20 protein-coding genes are annotated in these 21,932 nt (G+C 64.5%); 9 read left to right on the forward strand and 11 right to left on the reverse strand.

Annotated elements, in window-relative coordinates; translation table 11 throughout:
• Nucleotides 1-59 precede the first annotated feature (59 nt).
• Nucleotides 60-659, forward strand: a complete 600-nt coding sequence (ampD, locus tag LV28_RS27250) for a 1,6-anhydro-N-acetylmuramyl-L-alanine amidase AmpD (RefSeq protein ID WP_023594154.1) — start codon at nt 60-62, stop codon at nt 657-659.
• 373 nt (nt 660-1,032) lie between these two features.
• Nucleotides 1,033-3,993, forward strand: a complete 2,961-nt coding sequence (locus LV28_RS27255; protein WP_023594155.1) for a ribonucleoside-diphosphate reductase subunit alpha — start codon at nt 1,033-1,035, stop codon at nt 3,991-3,993.
• Nucleotides 3,994-4,105: 112 nt separating this feature from the next.
• Here LV28_RS27255 and LV28_RS27260 read toward each other — a convergent pair whose 3' ends face one another.
• On the reverse strand, nt 4,106-5,104 hold the full coding sequence (locus tag LV28_RS27260; RefSeq protein ID WP_081326804.1) for an aldose epimerase family protein: 999 nt from the start codon (nt 5,102-5,104) through the stop codon (nt 4,106-4,108).
• Nucleotides 5,105-5,677: 573 nt separating this feature from the next.
• Here LV28_RS27260 and LV28_RS27265 point away from each other — a divergent pair.
• The 3 genes from LV28_RS27265 to LV28_RS27270 all read left to right on the forward strand — a co-directional run bounded on the left by LV28_RS27265 (nt 5,678) and on the right by LV28_RS27270 (nt 8,176).
• On the forward strand, nt 5,678-6,829 hold the full coding sequence (locus tag LV28_RS27265; protein WP_023594157.1) for a ribonucleotide-diphosphate reductase subunit beta: 1,152 nt from the start codon (nt 5,678-5,680) through the stop codon (nt 6,827-6,829).
• Nucleotides 6,830-7,228: 399 nt separating this feature from the next.
• Nucleotides 7,229-7,534, forward strand: a complete 306-nt coding sequence (locus LV28_RS48625; protein WP_141572477.1) for a hypothetical protein — start codon at nt 7,229-7,231, stop codon at nt 7,532-7,534.
• Nucleotides 7,535-7,558: 24 nt separating this feature from the next.
• On the forward strand, nt 7,559-8,176 hold the full coding sequence (locus LV28_RS27270; protein WP_023594158.1) for a histone H1-like DNA-binding protein: 618 nt from the start codon (nt 7,559-7,561) through the stop codon (nt 8,174-8,176).
• A 263-nt stretch (nt 8,177-8,439) separates the two neighbouring features.
• Here LV28_RS27270 and LV28_RS27275 read toward each other — a convergent pair whose 3' ends face one another.
• The 10 genes from LV28_RS27275 to LV28_RS27320 form a co-directional block, all read right to left on the reverse strand.
• Nucleotides 8,440-8,919 (reverse strand): outer membrane lipoprotein, encoded by a 480-nt coding sequence (locus LV28_RS27275; RefSeq protein WP_023594159.1) that lies wholly within the window; start codon nt 8,917-8,919, stop codon nt 8,440-8,442.
• Between the two features lie 19 nt (nt 8,920-8,938).
• On the reverse strand, nt 8,939-9,874 hold the full coding sequence (locus LV28_RS27280; protein ID WP_023594160.1) for a carbohydrate kinase family protein: 936 nt from the start codon (nt 9,872-9,874) through the stop codon (nt 8,939-8,941).
• Nucleotides 9,875-10,065: 191 nt separating this feature from the next.
• A complete protein-coding gene (gene tpx, locus LV28_RS27285) occupies nt 10,066-10,566 on the reverse strand; it encodes a thiol peroxidase (RefSeq protein ID WP_023594161.1) in 501 nt (166 codons plus the stop codon).
• A 32-nt stretch (nt 10,567-10,598) separates the two neighbouring features.
• Nucleotides 10,599-11,660, reverse strand: coding sequence for a DUF3426 domain-containing protein (locus LV28_RS27290; RefSeq protein WP_038618849.1), 1,062 nt, complete (start codon nt 11,658-11,660; stop codon nt 10,599-10,601).
• Nucleotides 11,661-11,694: 34 nt separating this feature from the next.
• Nucleotides 11,695-12,588, reverse strand: a complete 894-nt coding sequence (gene prmA / locus LV28_RS27295; RefSeq protein WP_038618846.1) for a 50S ribosomal protein L11 methyltransferase — start codon at nt 12,586-12,588, stop codon at nt 11,695-11,697.
• Nucleotides 12,589-12,626: 38 nt separating this feature from the next.
• The gene (accC, locus tag LV28_RS27300; protein ID WP_023594164.1) at nt 12,627-13,991 is read right to left on the reverse strand and encodes an acetyl-CoA carboxylase biotin carboxylase subunit; all 1,365 of its coding nucleotides are present in this window, start codon (nt 13,989-13,991) and stop codon (nt 12,627-12,629) included.
• Between the two features lie 99 nt (nt 13,992-14,090).
• Nucleotides 14,091-14,552 (reverse strand): acetyl-CoA carboxylase biotin carboxyl carrier protein, encoded by a 462-nt coding sequence (gene accB / locus LV28_RS27305; RefSeq protein ID WP_023594165.1) that lies wholly within the window; start codon nt 14,550-14,552, stop codon nt 14,091-14,093.
• Nucleotides 14,553-14,621: 69 nt separating this feature from the next.
• Nucleotides 14,622-15,068, reverse strand: coding sequence for a type II 3-dehydroquinate dehydratase (gene aroQ / locus LV28_RS27310; protein WP_038618841.1), 447 nt, complete (start codon nt 15,066-15,068; stop codon nt 14,622-14,624).
• A gap of 147 nt (nt 15,069-15,215) precedes the next feature.
• Nucleotides 15,216-15,740, reverse strand: coding sequence for a TlpA family protein disulfide reductase (locus LV28_RS27315; protein WP_023594167.1), 525 nt, complete (start codon nt 15,738-15,740; stop codon nt 15,216-15,218).
• A 122-nt stretch (nt 15,741-15,862) separates the two neighbouring features.
• Nucleotides 15,863-16,519: a hypothetical protein gene (locus LV28_RS27320; protein WP_023872347.1), complete on the reverse strand. Its 657-nt coding sequence runs from the start codon at nt 16,517-16,519 to the stop codon at nt 15,863-15,865.
• A gap of 118 nt (nt 16,520-16,637) precedes the next feature.
• Here LV28_RS27320 and mpl point away from each other — a divergent pair, with 118 nt between their 5' ends.
• The 4 genes from mpl to LV28_RS27340 all read left to right on the forward strand — a co-directional run bounded on the left by mpl (nt 16,638) and on the right by LV28_RS27340 (nt 21,895).
• Nucleotides 16,638-18,032, forward strand: coding sequence for a UDP-N-acetylmuramate:L-alanyl-gamma-D-glutamyl-meso-diaminopimelate ligase (mpl, locus tag LV28_RS27325; protein ID WP_038618838.1), 1,395 nt, complete (start codon nt 16,638-16,640; stop codon nt 18,030-18,032).
• 49 nt (nt 18,033-18,081) lie between these two features.
• Entirely contained in the window at nt 18,082-18,693 is a 612-nt protein-coding gene (locus tag LV28_RS27330) for a YqiA/YcfP family alpha/beta fold hydrolase (RefSeq protein WP_023594170.1), read from the forward strand.
• Nucleotides 18,694-18,770: 77 nt separating this feature from the next.
• Entirely contained in the window at nt 18,771-20,942 is a 2,172-nt protein-coding gene (locus LV28_RS27335) for a ribonuclease catalytic domain-containing protein (protein WP_023594171.1), read from the forward strand.
• Nucleotides 20,936-21,895 carry an energy transducer TonB gene (locus LV28_RS27340; protein WP_255315186.1) on the forward strand — a complete coding sequence of 320 codons (960 nt, stop codon included), beginning with the start codon at nt 20,936-20,938 and terminating at the stop codon, nt 21,893-21,895. Before LV28_RS27335 ends, LV28_RS27340 begins: the two co-directional genes overlap by 7 nt.
• The last annotated feature ends 37 nt before the right edge of the window (nt 21,896-21,932 follow it).

A 21,932-nucleotide genomic window follows, 5' to 3' on the forward strand; every position in this document is an offset into this window, starting at 1 on the left:
TTTTTGCCCCGGTCGCGTGCGCACGCCGCGCGTCGCCTCCCGCTTGCGCGAGGTGCCGTATGAACGCGCCGCGCGACCTGCCCGTGCTCACGCTCGACGCCGGCGGCTGGGTCGTCGAGGCCGAGCGTCTGCCGTCGCCCAACTTCGACACGCGGCCGCCCGGAATGCTGACGGACCTGCTCGTGGTGCACAACATCTCGTTGCCGCCGGGGCAATTCGGGGGTGGCGAGATCGCGGCGTTCTTTCAGAACCGGCTCGATCACGATGCCCATCCGTTCTTCGACGAGATTCGCGGTGTGCACGTCTCGTCGCATTTCCTCGTGAGGCGCGATGGTGCGTTGCAGCAGTTCGTGTCGTGCAATGCGCGGGCCTGGCATGCCGGTGCGTCGGCGTTCGAAGGACGCACGCGCTGTAACGATTTCTCGATCGGGGTGGAGCTCGAGGGCACCGACGACCTGCCGTTCACCGAGGCGCAGTATGTAACGCTGGCGGCGCTCACGCGCGTCTTGCGTGAGCATTATCCGATTCAAGCCGTGGCCGGACACGCCGATATCGCACCGGGGCGCAAGACGGACCCGGGGCCGCACTTCGAGTGGCGGCGATTGCGCGAAATGGCGGACCTGGCGCCGGAAGCGTTGCCGTTTCAGGCAACGGATTAACCCGATGACGCGGTAGGTTTTGCTTGACAGGGCGATGCCACGGGCCTTCCCGGGGATCAAATTTTCAGGTTTGCGGAGTGCGTCATCTCCACTATACTTAGTGCCAATTCCGGTGCTGACCACTATATGTAGTGGTTGATGTGAAGTCCGGCACCGGATGCAGTAACCATCAATACCGTGCTTGTCCCGCGGCGTTTTGTGGGGCGGCGCAGCAGCAAAGCCGTGCAGCGGACACCTCGAACCCTTGGCCGTCCGTCGGTCGTGCGGTGTTCAGCACTTCGCTCCATCGGCGCCCCCAGGGCGTATTTTTGCCGGTCGTGAAACTGGTAGAGACGCGCTAACAGCACCATCTCATTGGAACGGGAGTTTTTACATGCAGACTAACGAAAACCTCACCCGCCCGAACCCGACGCCCGCCGCGACGACCGGCACCGGCCCGGGTGCGTCGGCGCCCCAGACGACGGGTGCCTTCGAGCCGGCGACCAACGCCGACTTCAAAGTGATTCGACGCAACGGCGCGGTGGTGGGTTTCGAGCCGTCGAAGATCGCGATCGCCGTGACCAAGGCGTTCCTCGCCGTGAACGGCGGTCAGGGCGCGGCGTCGGCACGTGTTCGCGAGCTCGTGGAGCAACTGACGCAGAACGTCGTGCGCGCGCTGATGCGCAGCCGCCCGAACGGCGGCACGTTCCACATCGAAGACATTCAGGATCAGGTCGAACTCGCGCTCATGCGTGAAGGCGAGCACAACGTGGCCCGCGCCTACGTGCTGTATCGCGAGAAGCGCGCGCAGGAGCGTGCTCACGCGGTCGAGGCTGCGCCCGAAGCCGCCGCGCCCGACATGCCGGTGCTGCATGTCACCGACAATGGCGTGTCGCGCCCGCTCGACATGGCCGCGCTGCGTGGCGTGGTGCAGGCCGCCTGCGAGAACCTCGGCAATGAAGTCGACGCCGAGCCGATCCTGACCGAAACCATCAAGAACCTGTACGACGGCGTGCCGCTGTCGCAGGTTTACGACTCGGCGATCCTCGCCTCGCGTACGCTCATCGAGAAGGAGCCGGCGTACAGCCAGGTCACCGCTCGTATCCTGATGCACACGATCCGCCGCGAGATTCTCGGCGAGGAAGTGCTGCAGGGCGACATGGCCGCGCGCTACATCGATTACTTCCCGCGCTTCATCAAGCAGGGTGTCGAGGCCGAGCTGCTCGACGAGCAACTGCTCTCGTACGACCTGGCCAAGCTGGCCGCCGCGCTCGACGCCAACCGCGACCTGCAATTCAACTACCTCGGCCTGCAGACGCTGTACGACCGTTACTTCCTGCACATCGACGGTCATCGCATCGAAATGCCGCAGGCGTTCTACATGCGTGTGGCCATGGGGCTGGCGCTGAACGAAGTCGAACGCGAAGCGCGTGCGATCGAGTTCTACCAGATCCTGTCGAGCTTCGATTTCATGAGCTCGACGCCCACGCTGTTCAACTCGGGCACGCGCCGCTCGCAGCTCTCGTCGTGCTACCTCACGACCGTCTCGGACGATCTGGAGGGCATTTACGAAGCGCTCAAGGAAAACGCGCTGCTCTCGAAGTTCGCCGGCGGTCTGGGCAACGACTGGACGCAGGTGCGCGCGCTCGGCTCGCACATCAAGGGCACGAACGGCAAGAGCCAGGGCGTGGTGCCGTTCCTGAAGGTGGTCAACGACACGGCCGTGGCCGTGAACCAGGGCGGCAAGCGCAAGGGCGCGGTGTGCGCCTATCTGGAAACGTGGCACCTGGACATCGAGGAATTCCTCGAGCTGCGCAAGAACACCGGCGACGACCGTCGTCGCACGCACGATATGAACACGGCGAACTGGATTCCCGATCTGTTCATGAAGCGCGTGATGGAAGGCGCCGAGTGGACGCTGTTCTCGCCGTCGACCTGCCCGGACCTGCACGACAAGTACGGCAAGGCCTTCGAGCAGGCGTACACCGCCTATGAAGAGAAGGCGGCGCGCGGCGAAATCAAGCTGTTCAAGAAGATTCCGGCGCAGGCGCTCTGGCGCAAGATGCTGGGCATGCTGTTCGAGACCGGCCATCCGTGGATCACGTTCAAGGATCCGTGCAACATCCGCTCGCCGCAGCAGCACGTGGGCGTGGTGCACTCGTCGAACCTGTGCACGGAAATCACGCTGAACACGAGCGAGACCGAAATCGCCGTGTGCAACCTCGGCTCGGTCAACCTCGTGGCTCACCTGAAGCAGACCGCCAACGGCTACGAGCTCGATCACGAGAAGTTGCAGCGCACCATTCGCGTGGCGATGCGCATGCTCGACAACGTGATCGACATCAACTACTACGCGGTGACGAAGGCGCGCAATTCGAATCTGCATCACCGTCCGGTGGGCATGGGCATCATGGGCTTCCAGGACTGCCTGCACCTGCTGCGCACGCCGTATGCGTCCAATGCCGCCGTCGAGTTCGCCGATCGTTCGATGGAAGCCGTGTGCTACTACGCCTACTGGGCGTCGACCGAGCTGGCCAAGGAGCGCGGCCAGTATTCGTCGTACAAGGGGTCGCTGTGGGATCGCGGCATCCTGCCGCAAGACTCGCTCAAGCTGCTGGCCGAAGAGCGCGGCGGCTACGTCGACGTCGACCTGTCGAGTTCGCTCGACTGGGACAGCCTGCGCAAGCACATCGCCGCGCACGGCATGCGCAACTCGAACTGCGTGGCCATCGCGCCGACGGCAACGATCTCGAACATCATCGGCGTGTCGGCCTGCATCGAACCGACGTTCCAGAACCTGTACGTGAAGTCGAACCTCTCGGGCGAATTCACGGTGGTCAACGAGTACCTGGTGCGTGACCTGAAGGCCCGCGGTCTGTGGGATGAAGTGATGGTCGCCGACCTGAAGTATTTCGATGGTTCGCTCTCGCGTATCGACCGTGTGCCGGCCGACCTGCGCGAGATCTATGCCACGGCGTTCGAAGTCGAGCCGAAGTGGCTGGTCGAGGCGGCGTCGCGTCGTCAGAAGTGGATCGATCAGGCCCAGTCGCTCAACATCTACATGGCCGGCGCTTCGGGCAAGAAGCTCGACGAGACGTACAAGCTGGCATGGACGCGCGGCCTGAAGACCACGTATTACCTCCGGACGATGGCCGCAACGCACGTCGAGAAGTCGACGGTGAGCCACGGTGCGCTGAACGCGGTGCCGAGCTCGGGTGGTATGTCGGGTGGTTTCTCGGCCGAACCGAGCGCGCCGCTCTCGCCGCTGGCCCAGCCGATGCCGGACGCCGAAGGCGCGGTCTGCACGATGCGCCCGGGCGACCCCGGCTTCGACGAGTGCGAAGCCTGCCAGTAAGCTGAGGCCTGCGCCTGGCGCACCGGGGCGGCGTGCACGTTGTCTCCCCGGTCGGAAAAAACCCCGTCGGCCCGCAAGGGCGACGGGGTTTTTTCTTGCCTTCGCCCGAGCGTCAGGCCAGATCGATGCGCATCGTCAGATCGAGTGTCTGGCCGTGCGCGATGACAACGTGATCGTGGTCGAACTCGCCCACGCGATGCGTGGACGGCTCCAGGCACAGGTAGGGGCGACCCGCCGGCGAGTGCACCACGAGCCACGGTGCGTCGCTGCTGCGCACCGTGGCCGAGCGCAGGCCGCCGGCGTAGTCGATGCGGGCATCGAAGCGCCCGGAACCGGAGGGCGCTTCGGCGAACCACGTCGAGCGGCCCTCCATGTTGAGCCCGCCGCCGACGGACACCACCTCGATGGCGCCCACGTGGATGCGTTGCTCGCTCGGCCATCTCACGTCTTCGGAGGGCGAATGCCAGACGGCCTCCGATTCGAACGTCAGCCGCGCGCCGGCCGGCCAGCGGAAGTAGGGATGCAGACCGAGCCCCCCCGGCATGGCGTCGGCGGACAGATTGGTGAGCGAGAGCTGCATGTCGACGCCCTGCGCGTCGAGCGTGACCGACAGGTACGCCTGATAGTGCCAGGGCCACTCGGGCTGGGCGGGGCAGTCGAGTTGCAGCACGCAGCAGTGGGGACTTTCGTCGACGACCTCCCACTCGCGGCGCAGCCCCCAGCCGTGCAGCGAACTCGACGCCGCCGGCTGCTCGCGAACGGTGATCGTGCGATCGCGCCAGTGCAGCCTGTCGTCGCGCAGCATATTGGTATACGGAAGCATCGGAAACGCGCCGGCCTTCGGCCACTCGTCCGACGGGAACGGGTCGTTGCCGAGCGGGACCAGGTAATCGAACAGATCGCCGCGCGTGTCGCGGCGCGCGAGCCGCGAGAGGCGGCCGCCGGCGCCCGGCTGTACCTCGGCAAGGAGCGCGCCGCTGGTCAGGCGAATCGGTTTGCCGGGGCTGAGGACGAGCGGTGTCGGGCCGGGTGATGGCGGCAAGGCGGAAGGTGAGTCGCTGGGTGTCGGCGGGATATTCGCCGGTCGGCCGTCGGGGCCTGCGGAAGTCATCGTCGGTATCTCCTTCGTCTGCGCGGTGAAGTCGCATGCGCCGCAATCTGTCGTGCCGGCTGTCCATGCGGTGGCGCTCGCTCACAAGGATACGCCAATGTCGCGCTGCGCCATTTCGACGCGTGCGAACCGCTGTCGCGCGACGGCGTTTCATGGCAAGATGCCGGTCCCGCGAGAATGCCCGGGGGGCACGAGGGGAAACCCGTCTAACACTAGGTATAGTGGTCGTTGTGCGGCACGGCACTATATGTAGTGTTGCGTGCTGGAATGAGTGACGTAATTGTGCTAAATTGGAGACGTTCAATTCGACGTCGGGAGGACATGATGTTGTTACCGCTCTCGCGTCGACGTTGTTGTTCAACATTGCGCATCAGCGCATCTGCACTACCCCCGAAACACGGCAATTTTTCCGGCGAACCCGATGGACGTCATGCACGTTACGCCACCGGCGACGAGTTGTCGGTCGCCGGATCGCAAATTTTTCGTCAGCCTTCGAACCCGAACGGCTGATCTGTCACTTCGGCGGTGCACGTTAGCGCGTGTATCGCATCAACCTGAACGGACTGAGACCCTATGCTGAACTGGGAAGAAGACACCACTGCCAAATCGCCGGCTCCGGCCGCCGCTCCGAGTCCGGCCGCTGCGCCTGCGTCGAACATCCTCGGCACCCAGGGGGATACCCCGAGTGTGATCGCCTCGCAGTCGACGCGTCGCGTGAGCGCCTCGGACAAGCGCGTGATCAACGGCACGACGGACGTGAACCAGCTGGTGCCGTTCAAGTACAAGTGGGCCTGGGAGAAGTATCTCGCCGGCTGCGCGAACCACTGGATGCCGCAGGAAATCAACATGTCGCGCGACATCGCCCTGTGGAAGGACCCGAACGGTCTGACCGAGGACGAGCGCCGCATCATCAAGCGCAACCTCGGCTTCTTCGTGACGGCCGACTCGCTCGCCGCGAACAACATCGTGCTGGGCACCTATCGCCACATCACCGCGCCGGAGTGCCGCCAGTTCCTGCTGCGCCAGGCGTTCGAAGAGGCCATCCACACGCACGCGTATCAGTACATCGTCGAGAGCCTGGGCCTGGACGAAGGCGAGATCTTCAACGCCTATCATGAAGTGCCGTCGATTCGCGACAAGGACGAGTTCCTGCTGCCGTTCATCGAGGTGGTCGCCGATCCGTCGTTCCAGACGGGCACGCAGGAAGCCGACCAGAAGCTGCTGCGCTCGCTGATCGTCTTCGCCTGCATCATGGAAGGCCTGTTCTTCTACGTCGGCTTCACGCAGATCCTCGCACTGGGTCGCCAGAACAAGATGACCGGCGCCGCGGAGCAGTATCAGTACATCCTGCGCGACGAGTCGATGCACTGCAACTTCGGCATCGACCTGATCAACCAGGTGAAGCTGGAAAACCCGAACCTGTGGACGCCGGAGTTCCGCGAGGAGATCCGCGAGCTGTTCAAGAAGGCCGTCGAGCTCGAGTATCGCTATGCCGAAGACACGATGCCGCGCGGCGTGCTTGGTCTGAATGCGGGCATGTTCAAGAGCTATCTGCGCTTCATCGCGAACCGTCGCTGCGCACAAATCGGTCTCGAGGCACTCTTCCCGAACGAAGAAAATCCGTTCCCGTGGATGAGTGAGATGATCGATCTGAAGAAGGAGCGCAACTTCTTCGAGACGCGAGTGATCGAGTACCAGACCGGTGGCGCGCTGAGCTGGGACTGAGTGGTTGCAGTGAAATGGGTGCTCGCTGGAACGCGAGCATCCATGCGGGTTTCGAGAGAGTGGTGTGTGCGTGTCGCGCACGCGTGACCGGCAGCAAGAGAAGCAAAAGAGAACGTGCAGGTCACGCACATCATCCTCTCACCCACGTCGCTCGCGTCGCTGTCGTCGAGCTTCGCATGCGCTTCATGTGCATCGACACACCGGCGCGATGTGCATCAAATACAACAGATTGACTTCTTCGGTGCGAATGATGTGCGCTTTTTTACGCACAAAGTATTAACATCGCATCACAAAAGAATTATTATTCGCTCAAATAAATTGCAGTCTCGATGAACTCACGAAAGCACTCGCTGCTTTCCTCCCGCGACAGAGAGCTGGTAGTTACGGAGCGTAAAAACCTTGGTGCATAGCAAGCAGTATCGCTTATCCGCTATCGCAATCTCCTCCATCCCGATGACGGGACAGGCAAGCTACCCCCCGAAGAATCTGGCGAATCCCCTTTCTCAAGACATTCGAATTGCTGGCGGCAATGTCGCCGGCAATTTTTTTGCGCGCTTGACCACTCACGGTCAGCGTCATGCGCGCAGCGCCGAATTCATTAGCGTAAGCCGTCGAAGTCCGATGCGTACGCCGATGAATAGCCCGCTCGCCGGCGGTTTCCGCACGGTGGTCGGGTTTCCTTCTCAGGTGGTTATGTTTGAGTGATCTCTCACGTTAAGGAGCAAAGTGATGGCTACTACTGCTAAGAAAAAACCCGCAGCAAAGAAGGCTGTTGCCAAGAAGCCGGTAGCAAAGAAGGCTGCTGCCGCCAAGAAGCCGGTCGCGAAGAAGGCTGTGGCCGCCAAGAAGCCGGTCGCGAAGAAGGCCGCCGCCGCGAAGAAGCCGGCAGCGAAGAAGGTTGCCGCCAAGAAGCCGGTCGCCAAGAAGGCAGCAGTGAAGAAGGTTGCCGCCAAGAAGCCGGTTGCCAAGAAGGCAGCGGTGAAGAAGGTTGCCGCCAAGAAGCCGGTCGCCAAGAAGGCAGCGGTGAAGAAGGTTGCCGCCAAGAAGCCGGTCGCCAAGAAGGCAGCGGTGAAGAAGGTTGCCGCCAAGAAGCCGGCCGCCAAGAAGGCAGCAGTGAAGAAGGTTGCTGCGAAGAAGCCGGCGGCCAAGAAGGTTGCGGCCAAGAAGCCCGCTGCGAAGAAGGCGGCTGCCAAGCCTGCGGCGAAGAAGCCCGCTGCTGCCAAGAAGCCGGCAGTGAAGAAGGTTGCCGCCAAGCCTGCTGCTGCTCCGGCCGCAGCCCCGGCAGCACCGAAGACGGCACTGAATCCGGCAGCGGCATGGCCGTTCCCGACCGGCAGCCGTCCGTAATTCGAGTGCCGATGCAGGAACCCAGGCACTTCGGTGTCTCTTGATCGAGTAGGCCTACTCGATCCGAAACCCGCTGTGATGAGCAATCGTCACGGCGGGTTTTTTCATGGCCCTGCGTCCTCGCGTCCTGACGCGTCGGGCGATGCCGACGCACGTCACGTTTCGTAAACGAATCACGGGCGACAGATGTCGCCCGTGGGTCGCTTCGTGATCCCGCGTTCCCGCACGTCGCCGGGGAGGCGATGCGCGGGCGCGAGGTGATGTCAGTGCGTGACGCGCGTCACGCCGCCGCTCGAGAGCAGGCGCACGCGCTGCCCCGGCTGGAACGATTCATCGGCATCTTGCGTGATCGCACGCAGTTCGCCGTTATCGAGTCGCACGGTGATCTCCAGGCCGGCCTTCTTGCTCATGCGGCTCTCGATGGCCTGACCCGCCACGGCACCGAGCAGACCGCCCACGATGCCCGTGGCGATCGAGCCCCGGCCGCCACCGATGGCACTGCCGCCAATGGCGCCAAGTGCGCCGCCGCCGGCAATCCCCAGAATGCCCGGATCGCCATTGCTACTGTCGATCGTGACCGGACGAACCGATTCGACCGTGCCCATGCGCACGACCTGTTCGCGTTGCGCCTGGCGGCTGCTGTAGACGCTCGCGGAATTGCTCGGGCCGAACGCCGTGCAGGCGGACAGCGAGAGCGATGCGGCGGCGGTGAGAAGAATCAGCGGTGTGGTCAGTCGTGCCATCGTTATGCCTTTCGTAGAATCATTCGAAGCGGTGGCCGAACGCTTCCTGATATTGCGCCTCGATCTCGGCGCGCGTCGGTGCGTAGGTCTGCGGGCCTTGCTCGGCAATCTTGAGCGAACCCATCAGGCTGGCCAGGCGGCCGGTGGTCGGCCAGTCGAGGCCCTTCTCGATGCCATACAGCAACCCGCCACGGAAAGCGTCGCCGCACCCGGTGGGGTCGACGACACGCTTGGCGGTCACGGCGGGAATGTCGTGCTGCTTGCCGTCGGCGAAGATCAGGGCCCCGTGTTCTCCGCGCGTGACGACAAGTGCCTCGACGCGCGACTGGAGATCGTCCATCGACCATCCGGTCTTCGTGCAGAGGAGCTTGGCTTCGTAGTCGTTGACCGCGAGATAAGTGGCGAGTTCCACCATGCGACGCAGTGCCTCGGCCGAGAGCAGCGGCAGGCCCTGACCCGGATCGAACACGAACGGCACGCGGGCGGCGGCGAATCCTTCGGCGTGCGCGAGCATGGCGTCGGGCGCGTCCGGCGCGACGATGCCCAGTGTGGCGTCCCTGACGTCGGCCACGCGATTCTGCGCCGAGAACATCATCGCGCCCGGGTGGAAGGCCGTGATCTGGTTGTTGTCCAGATCGGTGGTGATCATTGCGTTGGCGGTCATGCTGTCGGCAATGGTGCGAACGAATGCCGTCGACATGCCGAGCGACTCCAGGCGCTCGATGTATGCGCCGCCATCTTCGCCCACGGCGCCCATGACGACCGGTGAGCCGCCCAGCAGGTTCAGGCTGTAGCCGATGTTGCCGGCGCAGCCGCCGAAGTTGCGGCGCATCGTCGGCACGAGGAAGCTGACGTTCAGAATGTGCACCTGATCGGGCAGGATGTGCTCTCCGAAGCGGCCTTCGAACGTCATGATGTTGTCGTAGGCGAGCGAGCCGCAGATCACGGTAGTCACGGAGTGTGTCCTTCTAAAGGGTGAGCGCAAGGCGGCGCAGGGCGGCGAACGCCTGCGCCATCGCGAGACGCAATATGGGCGACGCCGCGAGAAAAATCAGGCCGGGATATCGACCAGGCCGGCTTGGGAACTGCGACGCCGACGCGCGCCGAAGGATCGGACGCGTCGGCGCAATGACGACGTCGTATCGATTACGAGAGTGCGGCGAGCGCAGCGTCGTAGTTCGGTTCATTCTTGATTTCCGGCACCAGCTCGGCGTGCACGACTCGGTTGTCGGCGTCGAGCACGACCACGGCACGCGCCGTCACGCCGGCGAGCGGGCCGGTGGCGATGGCGACGCCGTAGTTCTCGAGGAACTCGCGACCGCGCATGAGCGAGAGCGGGACGACGTTGTTCAGGCCTTCCGTGGCGCAGAAACGGCTCATGGCGAACGGCAGGTCAGCCGAGATGACGAGCACGACCGTGTTTTCGAGCTTGCCGGCGGCTTCGTTGAACTTGCGGGTCGAGGTGGCGCAGGTCGGCGTGTCGAGGCTCGGCACGATGTTGAGGACTTTGCGCTTGCCAGCGAAGTCGTCGAGCTTGACGTCCTGCAGTTTGGCGTTGACCAGCGAGAACGCCGGTGCGGTCTGTCCCTTCTGCGGGAACTGGCCGTTGACTTCGATGGGGTTGCCCCCGAGCGTGACTTGGGACATCGATATCTCCTAGGTTGAGTGCAACAGCGCTATCAGGGATAGAACGCGAGCACCCGGAAATTACTGGCTAGCGCTGCCTGCGCCGACAATCGTAACCGAATCGTGCGTTCATTGCGTGGCGACAAACCGGCTTCGCGCTGTGCCCCATCGCTTACGTAGTCATTCGCTGAAAAAACGCGACGCACCACCGGCTTGCCGTCGATGTCGGACAGCGTCAGCTCGAGCGATGGCCAGGCCACTGCGTAACTGGCCTGACTGCGCATGAACACCGTGAGCGTCATCGGCACGGTGTCGTCGGTCGGGGCTGAGGCGCCACTCGCCGTGCCGTCGTTCGCGGCGATATTCCCGGGGAGATTCGCCGAATCGTTGGCCGCGCCCGTCGCGCTGTCGTGTCCCGCGTCGGGGTCGGTCACGAGCGTTACGCTGGAAATCTGGATCATGTCCGGCTGGCGCGGCGGCCCGATCGTCACGTGCAGCGGGCGGCCGATCGTCGCGAAGACACCGCGCAGGGCGGGCATGCGGTCGACAAGCGCTGCACGTTCCAGCCACGCCCACTGCGCGAGCAGCGCAACGACGGCGAGGGCCATCAAAATGCGCCAGATCACGCGGGCGGCACCGGGGCGCGGCTTCTGCGGCTGCGCGCGATTCGTCGCCGACACCGCCTGCGCTGTCGGCGCGGTGAGGACGGTGGCATCTTCGTCGTCGATGTAGCGGCCCGGACCGTGTCGCATCTGCGCCCGACTCTCGTCCGGCGCACCGAGCAGGGCAGCGATGGCGGTAGGGGTGAGCATTTCGGGCACCGGCGGTTTGTCCGCCGAAGCCGTGTCGCCCGGGGGCGCATCGCCGGACGCCGACGCCATGGCATCTGCCGCTGTCGGCGCGGGAGCGCCCACGGCGCCGGGTGGCATGTCCGGCATCGACCCGTTCTCGTCGTCCGCAGGCGGGTCGCACAGATAGGCGCGGCCGTCGAACACTTCCCGGCAATGCCCGCAACGCACCAGACCGTCGCGCAGCTTGAGCTGATCCGCGACGACGCGAAAGACCGTGTGGCAGTGTGGGCAGCGGGTAGCGAGAACGCGCGAGGACTGGGTCATGGGACTCCGGGAGACTCGGCGCGTGGTGCGCGCCTTAGCCGGCGGCCTGCCCGTGCAGGCAGACCCAGCCGTCGTGAGCGCGCCAGACCGACATCTTCATATAGGGCGCGTAGGCCGCGATCACCTCGTCGGCCTGTCGTTCGAGCACGCCCGACAGTGCGAGGCGCCCGCCCGGCGCCACGCGCGACGTCAGCATCGACGCGAGCAGCTTGAGCGGATTCGACAGGATGTTGGCGACCACGATGTTGAACTGACCGTCGCGCAGGTCGTCGGGCAAACCGTATTCGACCGGCGCGTGGTTGCGTTCGCTGTTGTAGCGGGCCGATTCGACCGCCTGCGGATCGATATCGATACCGATGACCGGATCGGCGCCGCACTTGCGTGCGAGGATCGCCAGAATGCCGGAGCCGCAGCCGTAGTCGAGCAGCGACTGACCCGGCTGCACATGCTGCTCGAGCCATTCCATGCACAAACGCGTGGTCGGATGGCTGCCGGTGCCGAACGCGAGGCCCGGGTCGAGTTCGAGGATGAGCGCGTCGGTATCGGGTGCGTCGTGCCAGGACGGCACGACCCAGATCCGCTGGCCGATCTGCATCGGCTCGAACTGCGATTGCGTCAGGCGCACCCAGTCCTGCTCCTCCACGTCACGCAACGTGAACGCGGGCGACTCGGCGAGCCCCAGTTCGTTGACGGCCGCCGCGAGCAACACGGCGGCGTCCTGGTCTTCACCTACAAGGGCCACCACGCGCGAATGCTGCCACGCAGTGTCCGGCGGGGTGAGTCCCGGCTCGCCGAACATCGGTTGCTCGTCGGGCGTGTCGGCATCCGCGTCTTCCACGGAGACCGACAGTACGCCCAGATCGAGCAGGGCGTCTGACAGGGCCTCGGCCTGGGCGCGGGCAACTTCTACGACGAGTTCGCGATACATGGCGAGCGTTTCCTACTGAATAACGACTGATGAATTGCTTAATTGCCGCCGCCGACGGCAGACTTCTGCGCCAGCTTGTGTTCCAGATAATGGATGCTCGTGCCGCCTTCGACAAACTTGGCGTCGAGCATCAGTTCCCGGTGCAGCGGAATGTTCGTCTGGATACCTTCGATCACGATTTCCGACAGCGCCACACGCATGCGGCGGATTGCCTGCTCGCGCGTAGCGCCGTAGGCGATCAGCTTGCCGATCATCGAATCGTAGTTGGGCGGCACGAAGTAACCGTTGTAGGCGTGCGAGTCGACGCGGATGCCCGGGCCGCCCGGCATGTGCCACGCGGTGATGCGACCCGGCGACGGCGTGAACTTGAACGGATCTTCGGCGTTGATGCGGCATTCGATCGCATGACCCTGGAACTGGATGTCGCGCTGACGGAAGGCGAGCTTATCGCCGGCCGCGATGCGAATCTGTTCCTGCACGATATCGACGCCCGTGATCATCTCGGTGACCGGGTGCTCGACCTGGACGCGCGTGTTCATTTCAATGAAATAGAACTCGCCGTTCTCGTACAGGAATTCGAACGTGCCGGCGCCGACGTAGCCCATCTTCTTGCAGGCGTCGGCGCAGCGATCGCCGATACGCTCGATCAGACGGCGCGGAATCAGCGGAGCGGTGGCTTCCTCGATCACCTTCTGGTGGCGGCGCTGCATCGAGCAGTCGCGCTCGCCCAGCCAGACGGCGTTCTTGTGCTTGTCGGCAAGCACCTGGATCTCGATATGGCGCGGGTTCTCGAGGAACTTCTCCATATAGACTTCCGGGTTGCCGAAAGCGCGGCCGGCTTCCTCGCGCGTCATATTGACCGCGTTCACGAGTGCCGCTTCGGTGTGTACCACGCGCATGCCGCGACCGCCGCCGCCGCCGGCGGCCTTGATGATCACCGGGTAGCCGATCTGGCGCGCAATGCGCACGATTTCCTTGGGATCGTCGGGCAACGCGCCCTCCGAACCCGGCACGCACGGCACGCCGGTCTTGATCATCGTCTGCTTGGCCGAGACCTTGTCGCCCATCAGGCGAATGGTGTCGGGGCGCGGGCCGATGAACGTGAAGCCCGAATTTTCGACGCGCTCGGCGAAGTCGGCATTTTCCGAAAGGAAACCGTAGCCCGGATGGATCGCCTGGGCGTCGGTCACTTCGGCCGCGCTGATAAGCGCGGGCATGTTCAGGTAGCTTTGGGGCGAGGGGGCCGGGCCGATACAAACGGCCTCGTCAGCGAGCTTGACGTACTTCGCTTCCTTGTCCGCTTCCGAATAGACGACAACGGTCTTGATGCCCATCTCGCGGCACGCGCGCTGGATGCGCAGAGCGATTTCGCCGCGGTTGGCGATGAGGATTTTTTCAAACATTATGTGCAGTCCTGCCCGTAGGGGAGAGGAGCGGGGCCGGGCACCGGACGGCGCCGCACGGCGAATGCCTGCGCGGGCACGGGTGTCCGACAACCGGCATTAGCCGATCACGAACAGCGGTTGACCGTATTCGACGGCCTGACCGTTCTCGACGAGGATTTCCTTGATCACGCCGGCCTTGTCGGACTCGATTTCGTTGAGCAGCTTCATGGCTTCGATGATGCACAACGTCTGGCCTTCCTTGACCGAGTCGCCGACCTGGGCGAACGGATCGGCGCCCGGCGACGGCGCACGGTAGAACGTGCCGACCATCGGGGAAGTCACGATATGACCTTGCGGCACGACCGGCGCGGCAGGTGCTGCCGGGGCCGCTGCCGCGGCGGGCGCTTGCGCGCCGATTTGCGGCGCGGCGGCCGGCATGGCCATTTGCATCGGGGCTGCGATCACCTGCGGCGGCGCCTTGACGATGCGGACCTTGCCTTCGCCTTCGGTGACTTCGAGTTCGGAAATACCCGATTCGGCCACGAGGTCGATCAACGTCTTGAGTTTGCGCAAATCCATGAAGGAAGCTCCTTGATTCGGTATCGACGCGGGGGCAGCGCCCCGCGATGGGAAATGGAGATGAGTGGACTACCCGCCGGCGAGTCGCCGCAGGGCAAAATCGAGTGCGTAGGTGTACCCGCGCCAGCCCAGGCCGCAGATCACGCCTTGCGCAATGTCGGAAAAGTACGAGTGATGCCGGAAGGCCTCGCGCGCATGGACATTCGAAAGGTGAACTTCCACGAACGGAATGCCTACGCCCGACAACGCGTCGCGTATGGCCACGCTGGTGTGGGTATAGGCCGCGGGGTTGATGACGATGAAGTCGATCGACTTCGCGCGTGCCGCCTGGATCCGGTCAACCAATGCGCCTTCGTGATTGCTTTGAAACGTTGCGACCTCGGCGCCGGCAGCCTTGGCCTGAGCCAGAAGCGCAGCGTCGATGTCCGCCAGCGTCGTGCGACCGTACACCTCCGGCTCGCGAGTACCGAGCAGGTTCAGGTTGGGGCCGTGTAGCACGAGAATGCGGTGAGGCATCGGCGAATCAAATTTCACGAAATTGGGCGCAATTAAACGCCAGTTGGTGGATTTTGTCCAGTGGGGCGAAATAGGTGCCGCGCCCTTGGCTCCCACAACTCACGTCTGACGCGGGTTCTCCGCCGTCGCGCCTTCCCGCCAATGGGGTCAGATCAAGGGCTTGAGCGCGGCACGAACCTCGTCCGAGGTAATTCGTCCGAGCTTTTCGTAGTGCAGGCGTCCCTGCGGATCGATCACGACGGTAAAGGGCAGCGCACCGGCCTTGTTACCCAGTGCGCGGGCGAGGTCGGTGCCCGCATACCCTGCCACGAGCAAGGGGTAATCGACTTTTACCTTTTGCTCAAATGCGATCATGTTCTGTGCCGTATCGATGCCGATTCCAACGAATTGGACATTTTTGCTGCCGAATTCGCTGGAAAGCGCCTGAAGGTCGGGCATTTCTTCCACGCACGGGCCGCACCACGGCGCCCAGAAGTTCACCACCAGGGTTTTGCCACGCCACTGCGAGATCGCCTGCTCGCCGCCGCTCAGGTCGGGCAGCCGGGTCGCCAGCAATTGCGCGACGGCGGCGTTCGACGCCCCACCGGGCGCCGTATTGCGTTGACCGAGCCAGAAACCGGCCGCCAGTCCGGCGAGTGCCAGAATCACCAGAATAACGATGCGCTTTGCCATGTTAAGAAGGGCCGGGAGATCCGGGAGTAGACGTTAGACGAAAAGGACGCGGTTCAGAAGCGGCAACTGCGAAGAAATCGTGGCGATTTGATGTGAATCCGGTGTCAACTGCCTGCACTGGTTCAATGACTGGGTTCGGGCGCCGGCGCGTCGGCCTGCGCGATCAGGGTGCGTAGACCGTCGGCATCGGTGCGAACCGCGCGGCCGTTGCCGTCGGTGGCTTTCAATGCACCGCGCATGTCGTCGAGCGAATACAGCGACAGATGCACCCCTGCCGGTTCGCCTCGCTGGCCACGCTCACGCCACAGGAAGCTCAGCGTCTCGACCATGCCGCGCCCGTTGAAGTGACGGCTCTCGGAGACTTCGTAGTCGATGCCGCGATTCAGCAGGTCGATGGCCACTTCCTTCGGGTTGTCGCAAAAAGCCTGCAAATAGATATCGGACATCGCCGTGGCCGTGCCGTTTTGGACCGCGCCGGTGATAAACGGACGATAGCGGGCCAGCTCGGTCATGACGGCCAGGGCCACCCGTCGCAAATGCGCCAATTCGGCCGGTTGCGTGTCGGAGAGAAACGTTTGCACGTACTCGCGCACTTCCGCTTCGATCTGATCGTTATCCGGCAGCCATTCGCCGGCAACGCGCGTCTCGCCAGTGACCTGCTTCGCCGCCTTGCGTTTGGCCGTGGCGTAATCGGCCCCTTCCTCGGCAATGAGGCGGGCGGCGGTCAGCGCGATTTCCTCGCGCAGACGTTGGACATCGGTCCAGGATTTACGTGTCATGCGAACGATGATACCCGAAAGGCATGGCGGCGCATGCCGCAGGTACAATGGTGGCCTTGTCGTTTGCGCATCTCCATTTCCCGCACGGGTTCGGCCCGTCTCATCACGCTCCCCATCCATGCATATTCATATTCTGGGCATCTGCGGCACGTTCATGGGCGGTCTGGCCGTGCTCGCCCGTCAGGCCGGTCATACCGTCACGGGCTGCGACGCCAACGTCTATCCGCCGATGAGCACCCAACTCGAGGCCCAGGGTATCCGGTTGATCGAAGGCTTCGATGCCGACCAGGTGTCGCTCGCGCCCGACCTGTTCGTCATCGGCAACGTGGTCTCGCGCGGCAATCCGCTCATGGAAGAAATCCTGAATCGGAACCTGCCCTATACGTCGGGCCCGCAGTGGCTGGGTGAGCATGTGCTCGCCAACAAATGGGTGCTCGCGGTGGCGGGCACGCACGGCAAGACGACGACGACGTCGATGCTCGCCTGGATTCTGGAGGACGCGGGGTACAACCCGGGCTTTCTCGTGGGCGGCGTGCCGATGAACTTCGGCATATCCGCGCGCCTGACCGACAGCGACTTCTTCGTGATCGAGGCCGACGAATACGACACCGCGTTCTTCGACAAACGCTCCAAGTTCGTCCACTACCGGCCACGCACTGCCATTCTGAACAACCTTGAATTCGATCATGCCGACATCTTTCCGGATCTCGGCGCGATCGAGACGCAATTCCATCATCTGGTGCGCACCGTCCCCGGACAGGGACGACTGATCGTCAACGGTCGTGAGCCGGCGCTCGAGCGAGTGCTGGCCCGCGGATGCTGGAGCGAGGTCGAACGCTTTGGCGTGGCCGACGGCTGGCACGCCACCCCGGCCAAGGACGACGGCACCCCGAGCGCCGCGGCGTCGCAGGAGGCTTTCTGGGTGCATCACGGCCCGGGCGCGGCGGGTGAGGTGAAGTGGGCGCTGCAAGGCGAACACAACCGGATGAACGCGCTGGCCGCGCTGGCTGCCGCCCGCCATGTGGGCGTGCCTGCGGAGCAAGGCGCCGGCTCGCTAGGTCGGTTCCAGAACGTGAAGCGCCGCATGGAAGTTCGCGGCGAAGCGGCGGGCGTGACCGTCTATGACGATTTTGCGCATCATCCGACCGCGATTCAGACAACGCTTGCCGGGCTGCGCCGCCGCGCGGGCAATGCCCGCATTCTGGCGGTGCTCGAGCCGCGCTCGAATACGATGAAGCTTGGCGTGATGAAGGCGCAATTGCCGGCCAGTCTCGCCGACGCCGATCTGGTGTTCGGTTACGGCGCGCCTTCGGGCAAGGACGCCCTGGGCTGGAATCTGGCCGAAGCGCTGGCGCCGCTGGGCGCGCGTGCCCAGGCGTTCAGCGACATCGACGGTCTGGTGCGCGCGGTGAGCGCGGCCGCCCAGCCGGGCGATCAGATCGTGGTGATGAGCAACGGCGGGTTCGGCGGCATCCACCAGAAACTGCTCGACGCGCTCGCGGCACGCGCCTGATGCGCGACCGACCGGCACGTCGCCTCATTCGGCTCTATCGGGAACTCCCATGATTCTTTACCTGCACGGCTTCCGATCGTCGCCGCGTTCCTTCAAGGCGCAATTGATGGCCGCGCGCATGCACCGGCTCGGACTGGGGCATCAGTGGGCGTGCCCGCAGTTGCCTCCCTCGCCGCTGGCCGCCGTGGTCGATGCGCAACGGCTGCTGGCCGGCGTGAACGGCGACGACCTGACCATCGTGGGCAGCTCGCTCGGCGGCTACTACGCCACGTACCTGGCCGAAAAGCTCGGATGCCGAGCGGTGTTGCTCAATCCGGCCACCCGTCCGTACGACGACCTCGGCAAATGGCTCGGCGAGCAGCCGATGTGGCACGGGGGCGGGACGATTGTCGTGGAGCCGCGCCATCTCGATGAGCTGCGCATGATCGACGTGCCGCGGATCACGCGGGCGCAACGCTACTACCTCGTGGCCGCGACCGGTGATCAGACGCTCGATTACCGCGACATGGTGGCAAAGTTTCCGGGGGCGAAGCTCACGCTGATCGAGGGCAGCGACCACGGCATTTCCGATTTCGTCGACTATATGGACGACGTGTTGCGTTTCGCCGGCGTCGACGTTCCCCCTTCGCCCGACACTGCGGGCCTGTCCGCGGGCGAATGACACGTTTGCCCGTTCCGCTCTGAACCGCCGTACATTGGCGGGCTACAATATCGCCTATTGCGATCGATGGCTGTTTCATGAACATTTTTTTTGAGGAATCCGGCGGCTTCAAGGCTGGCACGGTGTTGTCGCAGCAGGGCGAGTCGTACCAGGTTGAGCTGCCCGGCGGGCGCCGAAGCAAGATCAAGGGGCGCGACGTTCTGTTGCGCTTCGAGACGCCCACCCCCGCCGAACTGATCGCGCAAGCGCAGGCCGCAGCACAGGACATCGACATGAGTTTCCTGTGGGAGTGCGCGCCTGCCGAAGAATTTCCGTTCCCGACGCTCGCCGCCGAATATTTCGGAGAAGGGGCGAGCGTTGCCCAGCAGGCGGGACTGGCGCTGGCCCTGCAGGCGTCGCCGATCTACTTCCGTCGCAAGGGGCGCGGACAATATCAGCGCGCGCCGCAGGAGCAGCTGCAGGCCGCGCTCGCCGGGCTGGCGCGCAAGCAACAGCAGGCCGAACTGCAGGCGGGGTACGCCGATCAACTGATCGCCGGTACGCTACCGGACGCGCTCAGGGGCAAGGAGCTGGTGCTGCTGTTCCGTCCGGACAAGAACGCCATCGAGTGGAAGGCGCTCGACGCGGCGGCGATTGCCCTGGGCAAGACGCACGCCGAGGTGATGCTGGCATGCGGCGGCATTGCGTCGCCGCGCGCTTACCACGAGGCGGCGTTCCTCTACGAATACTTCCCGCGCGGCACCGGCTTCCCCGACGTGGGACCCGTTCCCCTGCCGGCCGACGACCTGCCGCTGGCCGAGGTGCAGGCATTCTCGATCGACGATTCGACGACCACCGAGATCGACGACGCGCTCTCGGTGCAGATGCTGCCCGATGGCCTGCTGCGCGTGGGTATCCATATTGCGGCACCGGCGCTGGGGCTCTCACGCGGCGATCCCATCGACGAAATCGCGCGCGTGCGCCTGTCGACGGTCTATGCGCCCGGCGAGAAGATCACGATGCTGCCCGATGCCGTGGTCGAGGCTTACACGCTCGCCGAGGGTGGCGCTCGCCCGGCGCTCTCGCTTTACGTCGTGGTCAAGGCGGACACCTACGAGATCGTGGCGACCGAGACCCGGGCCGAGCGGGTGCCGATCTCGGCGAACCTGCGCCACAACGAGCTCGATTCGATCATCACGGCCGAAACGCTGGCCGACGGCAGCGGCGACTATCCGCACAAGGACGAGCTTCGCCTGCTGTGGCCGTTCGCGCAGTCGCTCTACGACAAGCGCCAGGCGGCGCGCGTGGGCTATGGCCTGCGCCCGGAAGTACAGAACAAGACCGACTTCAACTTTTATGTCGACGGCGAGCACGTCACGATCAAGCAGCGCCTGCGCGGCGCACCGCTCGATCTGATCGTCGCCGAGATGGCGATTCTCGCGAACAGCCGCTGGGGACGCCTGCTGGCGGAATGCGGTGTGCCCGGCATCTACCGTGCACAACGTGCCTACGGCGTGAATCGCACGCGCATGCAGACCTCGCCCGCACCGCACGAGGGGCTTGGCGTGGAGCAATACGCGTGGAGCACGTCGCCGCTGCGCCGCTACGTCGATCTGGTGAACCAGTGGCAACTGATCGCCTGCGTGCGTCATGGTGTGACCGCCAAGCTGGCGGCCCCGTTCAAGCCGAAGGACGCCGACCTCTATGCCACGGTGTCGAGCTTCGAGGCCGCCTATGCGGCGTACGGTGAGCACCAGAGCCGCATGGAACGCTACTGGTGCCTGCGCTGGTTGATCCAGGAGAACAAGTCTCAGGTGCAGGCGAGCGTGCTCAAGGGCGATACCGTTCGTCTGAACGACATCCCGCTCACGCTGATCGTGCCGGGCCTGGGATTGCACGCGCGCGGCACGCAGATCATGCTCGACGTGCTCTCGCTCGATGTCGTCACCCTCAGCATCTCGGTGCGTGTCTCGCAAGTGCTCGACGCCAGCCAGGCGTTGCTCGGAGACGACGATGACGAGGGCGACGGTGGCGAAGGCGAGGGGGGTGAGGGCAGTGACGGCAATGCGGGTAGCGACGGCGCCGATGGTGACGATGGTGCCGACGGTGCCGATGGCGCCGACGGTACAGATGGCGACGATAGTCCCGCAGACGCCGACGGCTCGGGCGATCGTACTGATGCCGGCGCCACGTCCACCGACGCCTCCCCGCTCGCCGCCGCACTGATGGCCGCGGGCGCGCGCGACGCATCCGCCAGCACGGCGTGCTGAAACCGGCACTCGCCTCCGGCAACCTCGACGCGGCACGTCGCCGCGGTTGGTCGCTCATGCGCGAGCATCCACTGGCCACGGGCCTTGTGTTTTCGGCCCTGGTTCACTTGCTCGCGCTGGCGGTGCATTTCGTCGCCCCCGACAGTTTCCGGTTGCACAGCGCGGACACGCCGCTCGACGTCGTGCTCGTCAACGCCAAGTCGGCCAGCGCGCCCGACAAGGCCACTGCGCTCGCACAAGCCAACCTCGTGGGCGGCGGCGAGCATGACGGGGAGCGCGCCGCGTCGCCGCTGCCCTCGCGTGCGCTCGAGCGTGATGGCGCCCCCGTGGCGCAAATGCAGCGCAACGTGAGCGAATTGGAGGCGATGCAGGAAAAACTGCTGTCGCAACTGCGCAGCCAGTATGCGGCGGCGCCGGCGGCGCAGCGCAAACGCGCGGACGCCCCGCAGCATGGTCTGGGTGCGGACGACCAGAATGTCGATCAGCAGATCGCCCGCTTGCAGGCGGAAATCGACAAGCAGTTGCGCGCCTATCAGACGCGCCCGAAGCGCGGGCAGGTCACGGCCAACACGCGTGAAGTGGCATACGCCCGCTATTTCGATGCGTTGCGCCATCGCGTGGAGCGTTACGGCACGGAGCACTTTCCGCAAATCGGCAACGCGCGCCTGTACGGCGAGCTGATCGTCACGCTCAACGTCAACCAGCGCGGTGGTCTCGGCTATCACAGGGACGGCTGGAACGTCGCGGGCGTGGAGATTACGCGCAGTTCGGGCAATCGGGACCTGGATAGGCGCGCGGTCGCCATCGTCCAGGCGAGCGCGCCGTTCGGCGACTTTTCGCCGGAGATGAAGCAGCGCTACGACATTCTCGAAATCGTCACCCGGATGACGTTTTCCCGTCAGGGCGTCCATGCCGAAACGCTGGCGACGCCGACGGGCGGCGCGGGGCAATAGCGACGCAGCAGGCGCCCGTGCCTGTCCCCGGTGTTGG

This window comes from Pandoraea pnomenusa (assembly GCF_000767615.3).
In the GTDB taxonomy this organism is placed as follows: Bacteria; Pseudomonadota; Gammaproteobacteria; order Burkholderiales; family Burkholderiaceae; genus Pandoraea; species Pandoraea pnomenusa.